Annotated in this window: 14 protein-coding genes; 13 read left to right on the forward strand and 1 reads right to left on the reverse strand. The window is 60.5% G+C overall.

What is annotated here, in order from left to right:
- Positions 1-46 precede the first annotated feature (46 nt).
- The gene (trpS, locus tag ACFORG_RS01350; RefSeq protein WP_386733575.1) at positions 47-1,066 is read left to right on the forward strand and encodes a tryptophan--tRNA ligase; all 1,020 of its coding nucleotides are present in this window, start codon (positions 47-49) and stop codon (positions 1,064-1,066) included.
- 63 nt (positions 1,067-1,129) lie between these two features.
- On the opposite strand, the gene ACFORG_RS01355 is transcribed toward trpS, so the two are convergent.
- Entirely contained in the window at positions 1,130-2,179 is a 1,050-nt protein-coding gene (locus ACFORG_RS01355; RefSeq protein WP_386733576.1) for a Glu/Leu/Phe/Val family dehydrogenase, read from the reverse strand.
- A 132-nt stretch (positions 2,180-2,311) separates the two neighbouring features.
- On the opposite strand from ACFORG_RS01355, the gene ACFORG_RS01360 reads away from it, so the two are divergent.
- The 12 genes from ACFORG_RS01360 (at position 2,312) to ACFORG_RS01415 (ending at position 12,565) form a co-directional block, all read left to right on the forward strand.
- Positions 2,312-2,770, forward strand: coding sequence for an Lrp/AsnC family transcriptional regulator (locus ACFORG_RS01360; RefSeq protein ID WP_386733577.1), 459 nt, complete (start codon positions 2,312-2,314; stop codon positions 2,768-2,770).
- Positions 2,771-2,830: 60 nt separating this feature from the next.
- Positions 2,831-3,694 carry a branched-chain amino acid aminotransferase gene (locus ACFORG_RS01365; protein ID WP_386733578.1) on the forward strand — a complete coding sequence of 288 codons (864 nt, stop codon included), beginning with the start codon at positions 2,831-2,833 and terminating at the stop codon, positions 3,692-3,694.
- Positions 3,695-3,754: 60 nt separating this feature from the next.
- On the forward strand, positions 3,755-4,210 hold the full coding sequence (locus tag ACFORG_RS01370; protein ID WP_386733579.1) for a universal stress protein: 456 nt from the start codon (positions 3,755-3,757) through the stop codon (positions 4,208-4,210).
- Between the two features lie 108 nt (positions 4,211-4,318).
- The gene (locus tag ACFORG_RS01375; RefSeq protein WP_386733580.1) at positions 4,319-4,882 is read left to right on the forward strand and encodes a NifU family protein; all 564 of its coding nucleotides are present in this window, start codon (positions 4,319-4,321) and stop codon (positions 4,880-4,882) included.
- Positions 4,872-5,462 (forward strand): tRNA (adenosine(37)-N6)-threonylcarbamoyltransferase complex dimerization subunit type 1 TsaB, encoded by a 591-nt coding sequence (gene tsaB / locus ACFORG_RS01380; protein WP_386733581.1) that lies wholly within the window; start codon positions 4,872-4,874, stop codon positions 5,460-5,462. The genes ACFORG_RS01375 and tsaB overlap by 11 nt, the downstream gene beginning before the upstream one ends.
- Positions 5,459-5,914 carry a GNAT family N-acetyltransferase gene (locus ACFORG_RS01385; protein ID WP_386733582.1) on the forward strand — a complete coding sequence of 152 codons (456 nt, stop codon included), beginning with the start codon at positions 5,459-5,461 and terminating at the stop codon, positions 5,912-5,914. Before tsaB ends, ACFORG_RS01385 begins: the two co-directional genes overlap by 4 nt.
- Positions 5,915-6,014: 100 nt before the next feature.
- Positions 6,015-7,013, forward strand: coding sequence for a BMP family lipoprotein (locus ACFORG_RS01390; protein WP_386733583.1), 999 nt, complete (start codon positions 6,015-6,017; stop codon positions 7,011-7,013).
- A 120-nt stretch (positions 7,014-7,133) separates the two neighbouring features.
- Positions 7,134-8,663, forward strand: a complete 1,530-nt coding sequence (locus tag ACFORG_RS01395; protein ID WP_386733584.1) for an ABC transporter ATP-binding protein — start codon at positions 7,134-7,136, stop codon at positions 8,661-8,663.
- A 1-nt stretch (position 8,664) separates the two neighbouring features.
- Positions 8,665-9,813 carry an ABC transporter permease gene (locus ACFORG_RS01400; RefSeq protein WP_386733585.1) on the forward strand — a complete coding sequence of 383 codons (1,149 nt, stop codon included), beginning with the start codon at positions 8,665-8,667 and terminating at the stop codon, positions 9,811-9,813.
- 10 nt (positions 9,814-9,823) lie between these two features.
- Positions 9,824-10,789, forward strand: coding sequence for an ABC transporter permease (locus ACFORG_RS01405; RefSeq protein WP_386733586.1), 966 nt, complete (start codon positions 9,824-9,826; stop codon positions 10,787-10,789).
- A 91-nt stretch (positions 10,790-10,880) separates the two neighbouring features.
- A complete protein-coding gene (locus ACFORG_RS01410; RefSeq protein WP_386733587.1) occupies positions 10,881-11,804 on the forward strand; it encodes a sulfite exporter TauE/SafE family protein in 924 nt (307 codons plus the stop codon).
- Positions 11,804-12,565 (forward strand): TIGR02186 family protein, encoded by a 762-nt coding sequence (locus tag ACFORG_RS01415; RefSeq protein ID WP_386733588.1) that lies wholly within the window; start codon positions 11,804-11,806, stop codon positions 12,563-12,565. Before ACFORG_RS01410 ends, ACFORG_RS01415 begins: the two co-directional genes overlap by 1 nt.
- Position 12,566 lies beyond the last annotated feature (1 nt).

Consider the following 12,566-nt stretch of genomic DNA (forward strand, 5'->3'; position numbering starts at 1 on the left):
GGGTAAGCGACGGTGGCCGATTTTTCCAGACGGGGAGAGCCCATTCATGACCGAGTCCCAATTCACGCAGCGCGTGTTTTCCGGCATCCAGCCCTCGGGCGGGCTGACGCTGGGCAATTACCTCGGCGCGTTGAAACGATTTGCGCAGAGCCAGAACAGCGGCGTGCAGTCTATCTACTGCATGGTCGATCTGCATGCCATCACCGTCTGGCAGGACCCCGCCGCGCTGACCCGAAACACGCGCGAACTGTGCGCCGGGTTCATCGCATCGGGCATCGACCCCGAGCGTTCGATCCTGTTCAATCAGAGCGGGGTCCCCGAACATGCACAGCTGGCCTGGATCTTCAACTGTGTCGCGCGGATGGGCTGGATGAAGCGCATGACGCAATGGAAGGACAAGGCCGGCAAGAATTCGGAAAACGCGTCGCTGGGCCTTTTTGCCTATCCGGCGCTCATGGCCGCCGACATCCTGATTTACCATGCCACGCATGTGCCGGTCGGAGAGGACCAGAAACAGCATCTTGAGTTGACGCGCGACATTGCGATCAAGTTCAACAACGATTTCGGCGTTGATTTTTTTCCGATCACCGAGCCGGTGATCGAAGGCGCGGCAACCCGTGTCATGTCGCTGCGCGACGGTACGAAGAAGATGTCGAAGTCCGATCCCTCGGACATGAGCCGCATCAACATGACCGACGATGCCGATGCTATCGCACTCAAGATCCGCAAGGCACGGACCGACCCCGATCCGCTGCCCGAGACACTTGATGGCCTGAACGACCGGCCCGAGGCGCGGAACCTGGTGAATATCTATGCCGCTCTTGCCGACATCACGCCCGAGCAAGTGATCGCAGAACATGCGGGGCAACAGTTCGGAACGTTCAAACCGTCGCTGGCCGACCTTGCTGTTGCCAAGCTATCGCCGATTTCGACCGAGATGGCGCGCCTGATGGATGATCCGACCGAGATCGACCGGATCCTCGCCGGTGGGGTGGAGCGCGCGCGCGAGATCGCCGCACCCGTGCTCAAGCGGACCTATGAAATCGTCGGGATGGTTGGTTCCTGACACGATAAAGGCCGAAGCGTTCCAACAACGCTTCGGCCCCCTCCCCCTGGCACCGGTCCGCGATCAGGCGGCCTCGCGTGCCAGCATCTCGTCAACGATCGCTTCTGCCACGTCATTAGGGCTGACACCGCGCTGCGCCGCGCGGGTCAGAATGCGATCCATCGTGAGGTCCAACGCGGCGAGCTTCTCGGCCACCCAGTTCTGGCGCGCATCGACCCGCAATATCTCGGTCGCGACATTGATGATGCCGCCTCCGTTTGCGACGAAGTCAGGCGCGTACAGGATACCCCGAGCATGCAACCGCCCGGCATCTTCGGCAGTCGCCAGCTGGTTGTTCGCACCACCGGCCACGACCGAGACGTGCAAGTCACGAATCGTATTTTCGTGGAGGATTGCACCTATCGCGCAGGGTGCGAGAATATCAGCCTCGACCGACAGGATCGCCTCCGGCGAAACCGGTGTCGCACCGAAACGAGAGACCGCCTCGGCCACCGCGGATTCGGCCACATCGGCGACTGTCAACGACGCACCGGCGTCGTCGAGCAGCGCACAAAGATGCATGCCGACATGCCCCAAGCCCTGCACCGCCACGCGACGTCCGGCAAGTGCGTCCGAGCCGAACCGATGGCGCGCAGCAGTACGGATCGCGTTGTAGATCCCGCGGGCTGTCACGGGTGACGGATCGCCGCTTGCATAGGCGCCATCGGCAAGCCCGGCGACGAAGCGCGTGCGCGTACCGATGATGGCCATGTCGGCAGGCGTCATGCCCATGTCCTCGGCGGTCCAGTACCGACCATCGAGCGCCTCGACGGCCTCGCCGAATGCCGCCAGCAGGCCGGGTGACTTGTGCTTTCGCGGATCGCCGATGATGACAGCCTTGCCGCCACCCAGCGGCAGATCCGCCGCCGCGTTCTTGTAGGTCATGCCGCGCGACAAGCGCAGTGCGTCCTCAAGGGCCGCGTCTTCGCCGGGATAAGGGCGCATGCGCAGCCCACCCGCCGCCGGTCCGCGCTGCGTCGAATGTATGGCGATGAAGCCGACCAACCCGCTTGCCGACTCCTCGACCCTAACCACCTCTTCATGGCCCGCCACAGCAACTGGCGAAATCTTCATGGCTCTGCCTCCCTAAAAGATGACGCGAGTTGTGCCATGTCCCGGGGAGTGGTTTTCACCAAATATTCATCGACCAATGACGCATTTTAGAGTTTTCTGCCAAAGAATCGACAAATCATGGAGGAAACAACCATGGATGCCACAGACCGCAGGATCGTACGTGCCTTGCAGCGTGACGGACGCATGAAGATCGCCGACCTTGCCGAGTCGGTCGGCCTGTCGCCGACACCATGCGCAAGACGTCTGGACCGGCTGCAGGAGCAGGGCATCATCACCGGGTATGCCGCCCAGGTCGATCCCCTGAAACTCGGCCTGCCAGTGACGATTTTCATTTCCGTCGAACTCGACCATCAGGACCGGCGCGCCATCGATGCCTTCGAAGCCGCCATAAAACGCTGCGATGAGGTCATGGAGTGCTACCTGATGACCGGATCGCGCGATATCCTGTTGCGGGTCGTGGCCGCGGATCTCGCTGCCTTTGACCATTTCCTTGAGAACCGGTTGATGCAGATCCCCGGAATTCGGAACCTGCGCTCGAACTTTGCCCTGCGCACGATGGTCAAGCGTGACGCCCTGCCCCTGCCGCGCTAGGGCTGGACCTTCCCAAGGGATGGACCTAGGCTCCGCCCGATATGCGAGGGAGAGACCGCGATGGCGACCGGCAAGAACATCCGCACATGGTTCAACGGCACTTGGCATGAGGGCGACGTCCCGATCATGAACGCGGCCGATCACGGGGCGTGGCTGGGTTCGGGTGTTTTTGACGGCGCTCGTTTCGTGAACGGCCTGACGCCCGACCTCGACAAACATTGCGCCCGGGTAAACCGGTCTGCCGAGGCGCTCATGCTGAGGCCCACGGTCACCACCGAGGACATGGTCGAGATCACGCGCGAAGGCCTAAAAGCATATCCCAATGAAGCCGCCGTATACATCCGGCCGATGTACTGGGGCATAGACGGCGACATCACCGCGATCATACCGCAGCCGGAGACAACGGGCTTTGCCATCTGTCTCGAAGAGATTCCGATGGCGCCGGAAACGGCTTCGGCCACTTTGACCCGAACCCGGTTCCGCCGGCCGGTTCTTGAGGATGCCGTCGTGAACGCCAAGGCTGGCTGCCTCTATCCGAACAACGCACGGATGCTGGCCGAGGCGCGCTCCAAGGGCTTTGCGAACGCACTGGTTGCGGATGCGATGGGCAACGTGGCGGAAACGGCCACCGCGAATATCTTCATGGTCAAGGATGGCGAAGTTTTCACGCCTATTCCGAACGGCACATTCCTTGCGGGGATCACACGGGCGCGGCACATCGCGAACCTTAAGGCGGACGGCGTGGTCGTTCATGAAACCGTTCTTGGCTTTGACGACTTCCACGAAGCGGACGAAGTGTTCATGTCCGGGAACATGAACAAGGTCACGCCGGTCACTGCGTTCGACGACACTCAGTACCAGATGGGTCCGGTCACGCGTCGCGTTCGTGAGATGTATTGGGATTGGGCCACCGGCACGGGTTGATCCGGTTGCCAGCCCCGAATGGCTGATGCATCATCGGACCGGCAGATGGGATAAGAAGCAATGCGCAAATTCCTCGTCGTTCTCGACGACAGCCGCGAATGCCTGAACGCCATGCGCTTCGCGGCGATGCGCGCCTCCAACACCGGGGGCGGCGTGACCATATTGTCTGTCATTCCACCGGACGAGTTCAATCACTGGATCGGCGTCGGAGAGGTCATGCGCGAGGAAGCCCGCGAACGGATCGAAGCTCATTTCGAAGTCTTCGCCAAGTGGATGCGGGACCGGCAACAGGTCGAACCCGAACTGGTGATCCGCGAGGGTGAACCGGTCAACCAGATCATGGCGCAGATTGCCGAAGATCCGGACATCGGCGTTCTGGTCTTGGGCGCGGGCACCGGGCGCAAGGGGCCGGGACCGCTCGTGACACAACTGTCACGGAACGCGGGCACACTGCCCATTCCGATCACGATCGTTCCCGGTGACCTCAGCAAGGAAAAGCTGGAAGCGATCACCTGAGCGTCAAACGGTTTCCGCAGGGTTCGCAAGCTCACTTAGAACGCTTCTAAACCTTGACTTGCCGCTTCTGCGCCCGCATATCCGGTGCACCCATTATGGAGGTTGCCCATGTTCATTCAGACCGAATCCACGCCGAACCCGGCCACGCTCAAATTCCTGCCGGGCCAAACCGTTCTGGATGCTGGCACCGCAGATTTCCCGTCGCCAGAGGCTGGCGAAAAATCACCTCTGGCGCGCCGGATCTTTAGCGTCGATGGCGTATCCGGCGTATTCTTCGGGAATGACTTCGTGACGGTCACAAAGCGCGACGGAGTCGAGTGGGACCACATCAAGCCGTCGATCCTGGGCGCGATCATGGAGCATTACCAGTCGGGCCAGCCCGTTATGGGCGCCGATGCACAGACCGGTGCCGGACATGCCGAGCATTCCGGCGAAGACGCCCATGTCGTCGATCAGATCAAGGAACTGCTGGACAGCCGTGTGCGTCCTGCGGTCGCTCAGGACGGCGGGGATATCACGTTCCATGGGTTTGACCGTGGCGTTGTCTACCTGCACATGCAAGGTGCCTGCGCCGGTTGCCCGTCTTCGACATTGACCCTGAAAATGGGTATCGAGAACTTGTTGCGCCACTACATCCCCGAAGTGACCGAGGTTCGGCCGGTTGCCGTCTGACCCCCTCATTCTTGGATTCGACACGTCGGCCGCGCATTGCGCGGCCGCTTTGCTGCGCGGCGAAACGATTGTCGCCTGCATGGCCGAAGAGATGGCGAAGGGTCAGGCAGAACGCCTGATCCCCCTTCTTGAAGAAGTATTGGCTACGGGCGAAGCGCGCTGGTCCGACCTTTCGGCGATTGGCGTTGGCGTGGGACCCGGAAATTTCACCGGTATCCGCATCGCCGTGTCGGCCGCGCGCGGCCTGGCACTTGGCCTTGGCGTACCGGCGGTCGGAGTAGACGGCTTTGCCGCGCGTGCGCTTTCATGCCCGCCGGGCGCAATACCGATCATTCCTGCGCCGCGCGACCAAGTGTACGTTCGGCCACCGGGGGAACAGGCCCGACTGATGCCACGCATTGATGCGACCACTTTCGGCGTTCTGCACGAAAGAGCGACGCCCTCCTCCATCGCGGAAGCGATCGCGCGCGAGGCTGCGATGCGCTGGCAGCACACAACACAGCCACCCGCACCTCTCTACCTGAAGCCGGCGGATGCCGCACCTTCGCGTGATCAAGCGCCGATACTGATCGACCCATGACACCTGCGCAAATGGCATCGGTCCATGCCGCAGCTTTCACGCAATCCCGTCCCTGGAGCGCGGAGGAATTCGAGGAACTGCTGGCTCGGTCCGATACATTCGTTTTCGGTGACGAAATTTGTTTTGCGATCGTAAGGGTTCTGGGACCAGAGGCGGAATTACTGACCATTGCAACGGACCCGGCGCATCGACTTAAGGGGCACGCGCTGGCGGTAATGAAAGAATGGCACTCTGCCGCTCAAACCCGGGGGGCCGAGCGCGCGTTTCTGGACGTAGCGTCGGATAATGCTCCAGCACTTGCACTCTATGCCAGCTGCGGTTACGCGGCCTGCGGTCGCCGCAAGGGGTACTACAGGCGCGGTCCGGATGAACGGGTTGATGCTATTGTCATGCAACTCGATCTTTCCGCAAGCTGCGCTGGGGTCCATGCAAGCGATCAAGAAACCGGTTGACCGGCTGCCTTGCCTGCGGCCTTAATTGCCTCACCATCGCGGCCGCGGACGATCGACGGAAACGGCCATGCGAAATGACAAAACCCAACGGGAGTATAACATGACCCTCATGAAATCGCTGATGAGCGCGGCCGCAGCTATGGCCCTGACCGCGGGCGCAGCATTGGCCGAACCTGCGTTGATCTTCGATCTTGGCGGCAAGTTCGACAAGTCCTTCAACGAGGCTGCCTTCAACGGCGCGAAACGCTGGGCAGACGAAACCGGCGGCAGCTTCCGCGAGATCGAATTGCAGTCGGAGGCACAGCGTGAACAGGCCCTTCGCCGCTTTGCCGAAGCCGGAGCAAACCCGGTCATCACAGTGGGCTTTGCCATGGCCGATCCGTTGAGCACGGTTGCACCCGATTATCCCGACACGAAATTCGTCGCCATTGACGTCAACTGGCTGGACGTTCCGAACATCCGGCAGGTCAGTTTTGCCGAACATGAAGGCTCCTACCTCGTCGGGATGATGGCCGCGATGGCCAGCGAGTCGGACACGATCGGCTTCATCGGTGGCATGGACGTGCCGCTGATCCGCCACTTTGGCTGCGGCTATGCGCAGGGCGCCAAGGCGGTGAACCCTGATGTCCAGATCATCGCGAACATGACCGGCACAACCCCGGCGGCATGGAACGACCCGGTCAAGGGATCGGAACTGACCAAGGCACAGATCAGCCAAGGTGCCGACGTGATCTATGCCGCCGCTGGCGGAACCGGTGTGGGCGTCCTGCAGACGGCCGCGGATGAAGGGATCCTGTCCATCGGCGTGGACAGCAACCAGAACCATCTGCACCCGGGCAAGGTTCTGACCTCGATGCTCAAGCGCGTGGACGTTGCCGTGTATGAAGCCATGGAGGCCGGCACCGACATGGAAACCGGGGTGTTCACCCTTGGCCTTGCCGAAGAGGGCGTCGGCTATGCGCTGGATGAAAACAATGCGGAGCTGGTCTCGGATGAGATGAAATCGGCCGTCGACCAGGCACGTCAGGACATCATTGATGGCAAGATCAGTGTCGTAAGCTATTACGAGAACGACAGCTGCCCGGCCCTGAACTTCTGAAACAACTGCGCCGGTCCTGATCGGGCCGGCGCCCTATCCGCTCATCGAGCCCTGTTGGGCTTTCTTCTTTGAGAAGAGGCCGAAACGGTCGCTGAGCCCTCCCGGCCATCGAGGTAAACCATGACCATCCCCGCTATCGAGCTCAAAGGGATCTCGAAATCCTTTGGTCCAGTGCAGGCCAACAAGGACATTTCGATCCGCGTCGCGCCCGGCACGATCCACGGCATCATCGGGGAGAACGGCGCCGGGAAATCGACCCTGATGAGCATTCTCTATGGCTTTTACAAAGCGGATTCCGGGGAGATCTGGATCAACGGGAAGAAGACCGAGATCCCTGACAGCCAGGCGGCAATTGCTGCAGGTATCGGCATGGTCTTTCAGCATTTCAAGCTGGTGCAGAACTTCACCGTGCTCGAAAACATCATCTTGGGCGCCGAGGATGGCGGGTTGCTCAACCCCTCTCTCGCGAAGGCGCGCGGTGCCCTCAAGGATCTGGCCGACGAGTACGAGTTGAACGTGGACCCAGACGCGCGGATCGATGCGATCGGCGTCGGGATGCAGCAGCGGGTAGAAATCCTCAAGGCGCTTTACCGCCAAGCCGACATCCTGATCCTGGATGAGCCGACCGGTGTCTTGACCCCTGCTGAGGCGGATCAGCTTTTCCGCATCCTTCATCGTCTCAAGGACGAGGGGAAGACGATCGTCCTTATCACGCACAAATTGCGTGAGGTTATGGAAGCGACGGATACCGTTTCGGTCATGCGCCGTGGTCAGATGACGGCGACGGTCAAGACCTCGGAAACCAGCCCCGAGCAATTGGCCGAGTTGATGGTGGGCCGCAAGGTGCTGCTGCGGGTCGACAAGGTTCCCGCGCAACCAGGCAAACCAATTCTGGAAATCGAGAACCTGCGTGTCACGGACAACAAGGGCGTCGAGCGCGTCAAAGGCATCGACCTGACGGTGCGCGCCGGTGAAATCCTGGGCATCGCGGGTGTCGCCGGCAACGGGCAGTCGGAACTTCTGGAAGTTTTGGGCGGGATGCGCGAGGGAATGGGCACTGTACGCGTTAACGGCGCCCCGCTGGAATTGAGCGGCAAAGGGGCCGACGGACAGGCAAGGCGCGCACGCCATATCGCACATGTGCCCGAAGACCGGCAGCGCGAAGGGCTGATCATGGATTTCCACGCATGGGAAAACGTCGCCTTTGGATATCACCGTGACCCGGCTTATCGATCCGGCATTTTCATGAACAACGCGGCCTTGCGCGCAGATACCGAACGCAAGATCGAAAAGTTTGACGTGCGCCCTGCAGATGGCTGGCTGGCTGCCAAGAATTTCTCGGGCGGTAACCAGCAAAAGATCGTTGTTGCGCGCGAAATCGAGCGCAATCCTGACCTACTCTTGGTTGGACAGCCGACGCGCGGAGTTGACATCGGCGCCATCGAGTTCATTCACAAGCAGATCGTCGCCCTTCGCGACGAAGGCAAAGCCGTACTGCTCGTCTCTGTCGAGTTGGAAGAGATCTTTGGCCTCGCCGACCGGATCGCCGTCATGTTCGATGGCCGGATCATGGGAGAACGCCTGCCGGATCAGACCAACGAAAAGGAACTGGGTCTCATGATGGCGGGAATTGCTGGGGAGGCTGCCTAAGATGGATAGAATGCCGAAATGGGCCGACGTCGTCCTCATCCCTCTGTTCAGCCTGATCCTCGCCGCAGCACTGTCGGCCCTGGTCATTCTCGCGATCGGCGAAGACCCTGTCGCCGCCGTCAAGTTGATGGTTCAGGGCGCGTTGGGGTCGACCTATGGCTGGGGCTACACGCTCTACTACGCGACCAATTTCATGTTTACTGGGCTCGCCGTGGCCGTGGCCTTTCATGCGCGGCTTTTCAATATCGGCGGTGAAGGGCAGGCGATGCTGGGCGGATTGGGGGTGGCACTGGTCTGCCTTTACATCCCCTGGCCACACTGGACGCTCGCGCTGATCGGCGCTTGCACTGGCGCGATGTTGTTCGGCGCAGCGTGGGCGGCCATCCCGGCCTATCTGCAAGCCAAACGCGGAAGCCATATCGTCATCACCACGATTATGTTCAATTTCATCGCTGCCGCGGTGCTGAACTACATGCTTGTGAACGTGATGCGCCCACAAGGCTCGATGGACCCGGCCTCGGCCCGCTTCCCCGAGGCCGTGCATTTGCCCACACTGCACGAGTTGCTTTTGCCACTTGGCATCAACTTCTCCAAAGCAGCGCCCGCGAACGTGTCGTTGATCCTTGCGGTTATTGCCTGTGTTGTCGTCTGGGCGCTCATCTGGCGCACGCGGCTCGGCTACGAGATCCGGGCTTATGGTCATTCCGAGACTGGCGCGCTTTACGCCGGTATTTCGCCTGTCCGCATCACGATGGTCGCGATGCTGATCTCGGGGGCGCTCGCCGGCCTGATGGCCACCAACAATGTCATGGGCGAAGCCGAGAGGCTTGTTTTGAACTCGACGGAAGGTGCCGGTTTCATCGGTATCGCGGTCGCACTGATGGGGCGCAGCCATCCCTTTGGCGTATTTCTTGCCGCGATCCTGTTCGGCTTCCTCTATCAGGGCGGCGCGGAACTCGCCCTGTGGACAACAATCCCGCGCGAATTGATCGTCGTGATCCAGGCATTGGTCATCCTGTTCACCGGAGCGTTGGACAACATGGTTCGTATCCCGCTGGAGCGGATATTCATGTCCATCAGCAACCGGCGGCGCAACCGGGGCGAACCCGCGCCGCTGCCTGAACGCAAACCAACGCAGCCGTCGGAATGAGGGACCGCAGATGGATTTCCTGACGATCATCCAAGTGCTCGATTCAACCATCCGTCTTTCGACGCCGTTGTTGCTGGCCTGCCTCGCCGGACTGTTTTCGGAACGCTCCGGTGTTTTCGATATCGGGCTTGAAGGCAAGATGCTTATCGCGGCCTTCTTTTCAGCGGCAATCGCTGCCGTGACCGGCTCTGTTTGGCTGGGCCTTCTCGCCGGGATCGCCTCTTCTATGGTGCTCGCCGGGCTTCACGGGCTGGCATCGATCACCTTCAGGGGCAACCAACTGATTTCAGGAGTGGCTATCAATTTCCTTGCGGCTGGGATGACTGTGCTTATCGCGCAGGATTGGTTCCAGCAGGGAGGACGGACACCCTCGCTGATTGGTGGAGGGCGTTTCACGCCGATCGAATTGCCGTTTGCAAGTGCATTGGAAGAGGTACCCATCCTTGGCCCGATCTATTCCGAGCTACTCTCGGGCCATTCCATCCTTGTGTATTTTGCGTTTGCGGCCGTTCCCGCCACCTGGTGGATCCTGTTTCGCACCAGGTTCGGGCTGAGACTGCGCGCCGTAGGAGAAAACCCGGCGGCCGTCGATACCGCCGGCGTCTCGGTTGTGGGGCTGCGATATGCGGCCGTTGCCATCGCCGGGGTATTGTGCGGCATCGCCGGTGCATACCTTGCCACCGCGCTGCAGGCAGGTTTCGTCAAGGATATGACGGCGGGGCGGGGCTTCATTGCACTGGCCGCGCTGATTTTCGCCAAGTGGCGCCCGTGGCACGCGATGGGTGCCTGTCTGCTGTTCGGTTTTCTTCAGGCCATCGCGCTGAGGTTCCAGAATATCGACCTTGGCGGCGTGGTGATTCCGGTACAGGCGATGGATGCGCTACCCTATGTTCTGACGGTTGTCATTCTGGCCGGTTTCGTGGGCAAGGCCATCCCGCCGCGCGCGGGTGGGGAACCCTATGTGAAGGAGCGCTGATAGAGCCAGTTCAGCGCTTCAGATCAGTCCTGTTTGCTGCACGGCAGCAAGCCATGTTGATTTCGATCCCGGCAAAGGTCTAACTGGTGATATGCAGATCTACCTCCCCATTGCCGAAGTCTCCGTAAACGCGTTCCTGCTCTTGGGGCTCGGCGGAATGGTGGGGGTATTGTCCGGCATGTTTGGTGTGGGGGGCGGCTTTCTGATGACGCCCCTGCTGTTCTTCATAGGCATTCCGCCTGCAGTCGCCGTGGCGACCGAGGCGAACCAAATCGTCGCATCCTCCTTTTCCGGTGTGCTGGCACACTTCAGGCGAAAAACGGTGGATCTGCGAATGGGCACCGTTCTGCTGACGGGAGGGCTGACTGGTGCTGCCGTCGGCGTGCTGGTTTTCAACTACCTGAAAAGTCTTGGGCAGGTCGATCTACTTGTAAAACTCTGTTACGTCGTCTTCCTCGGCGTCGTTGGCGGGTTGATGTTCATCGAAAGCTTGCAAGCCCTGCGCAAAGCCCGCAAGGCGGGCGGTAGCCCTGCGCCGAGCCGCAAACAACGCGGGTGGGTACACGCCCTGCCCTTCAAGATGCGGTTCAGAACGTCCGGACTTTACATTTCGGTCATCCCACCTTTGGTGGTCGGCGTTTTCGTCGGCATCCTATCGGCGATCATGGGCGTCGGCGGCGGCTTCATCATGGTCCCGGCCATGATCTACATCCTTGGCATGCCTACCAAGGTCGTTGTTGGCACGTCTCTTTTCCAGATCATTTTCGTCACCGCATTCACAACGATGCTGCATGCCACGACCAACTACACGGTCGACATTGTTCTTGCCGTTCTTTTGCTGGTTGGTGGAGTTATCGGCGCGCAGATCGGCACCGTAATCGGGGCGCGGATGAAAGCCGAACAGTTGCGAATTCTTTTGGCCGGCCTCGTGCTCGTGGTATGCGCAAAACTGGCCCTTGACCTGCTCCTGCAACCGACCGAGCTGTATTCGCTCGGTGCCGTAGGGGGGCACTGATGCGCTGGGTGTTCGCACTTCTCCTGACGCTTTTGCCTGCGCTGCCCGAAGCAGAAGAAGTCGTGCTTGGGCTGAGCCAAGAGAATGTGGCCATCACGACGAGCTTCGATGGGTCCGAGATTCTCATTTTCGGGGCGGTCAAACGCGAGGCGCCGATTGATGACGTCAACCCGTTGGAGGTCGTGATTTCGGTGGCTGGCCCGTCCGAGCCGGTCGTCGTACGGCGCAAGGAACGAAAGCTGGGGATCTGGGTGAACACAGACTCGGTTGAGGTCGATCTCGCGCCGAGCTTCTACGCCGTGGCGACGACAGGGCCGTTCAACGAAGTGCTCAGCAATACCGAAGACTTTCGCCACAAGGTATCAATCGACAGGGCAATCCGTTCCGTCGGCGCGCCAGACAACATATCGGACTCCGAGGCATTTACCGCGGCGCTGATCCGCATCAACCGAAGCAAGCATCTTTATCAATTGCTTGAGGGACAGGTGGCGCTGGATGAACAAACCTTGTTTCGTACCCGTATCGACCTTCCCGCTGACCTGACCGAAGGAAATTACTCTACCCGCATCTTTCTGACACGCGGCGGCGAGATCGTCTCGCAATACGAAACTGCGATTGCGGTCGAGAAAGTCGGGATGGAACGGTTCCTCTTTGCGTTGTCGAGGGAAAATCCGATTGTTTACGGCCTGATGTCTTTGGTCATTGCAATCGCAGCGGGATGGGGGGCCTCGGCTGCCTTCCAGCTTCTGCGGAATTCGTGAC

Origin of the sequence: Lutimaribacter marinistellae (assembly GCF_042648365.1) — a bacterium.
GTDB classification, from domain to species: domain Bacteria; phylum Pseudomonadota; class Alphaproteobacteria; order Rhodobacterales; family Rhodobacteraceae; genus Lutimaribacter_A; species Lutimaribacter_A marinistellae.

Excerpts from the sequence above, each read along its gene's own strand:
- trpS (WP_386733575.1), top strand. The coding sequence starts at position 47 with ATGACCGAGTCCCAATTCACGCAGCGCGTGTTTTCCGGCATCCAGCCC.
- ACFORG_RS01355 (WP_386733576.1), bottom strand. The coding sequence starts at position 2,179 with ATGAAGATTTCGCCAGTTGCTGTGGCGGGCCATGAAGAGGTGGTTAGG.
- ACFORG_RS01360 (WP_386733577.1), top strand. The coding sequence starts at position 2,312 with ATGGATGCCACAGACCGCAGGATCGTACGTGCCTTGCAGCGTGACGGA.
- ACFORG_RS01365 (WP_386733578.1), top strand. The coding sequence starts at position 2,831 with ATGGCGACCGGCAAGAACATCCGCACATGGTTCAACGGCACTTGGCAT.
- ACFORG_RS01370 (WP_386733579.1), top strand. The coding sequence starts at position 3,755 with ATGCGCAAATTCCTCGTCGTTCTCGACGACAGCCGCGAATGCCTGAAC.
- ACFORG_RS01375 (WP_386733580.1), top strand. The coding sequence starts at position 4,319 with ATGTTCATTCAGACCGAATCCACGCCGAACCCGGCCACGCTCAAATTC.
- ACFORG_RS01385 (WP_386733582.1), top strand. The coding sequence starts at position 5,459 with ATGACACCTGCGCAAATGGCATCGGTCCATGCCGCAGCTTTCACGCAA.
- ACFORG_RS01390 (WP_386733583.1), top strand. The coding sequence starts at position 6,015 with ATGACCCTCATGAAATCGCTGATGAGCGCGGCCGCAGCTATGGCCCTG.
- ACFORG_RS01395 (WP_386733584.1), top strand. The coding sequence starts at position 7,134 with ATGACCATCCCCGCTATCGAGCTCAAAGGGATCTCGAAATCCTTTGGT.
- ACFORG_RS01400 (WP_386733585.1), top strand. The coding sequence starts at position 8,665 with ATGGATAGAATGCCGAAATGGGCCGACGTCGTCCTCATCCCTCTGTTC.
- ACFORG_RS01405 (WP_386733586.1), top strand. The coding sequence starts at position 9,824 with ATGGATTTCCTGACGATCATCCAAGTGCTCGATTCAACCATCCGTCTT.
- ACFORG_RS01410 (WP_386733587.1), top strand. The coding sequence starts at position 10,881 with ATGCAGATCTACCTCCCCATTGCCGAAGTCTCCGTAAACGCGTTCCTG.
- ACFORG_RS01415 (WP_386733588.1), top strand. The coding sequence starts at position 11,804 with ATGCGCTGGGTGTTCGCACTTCTCCTGACGCTTTTGCCTGCGCTGCCC.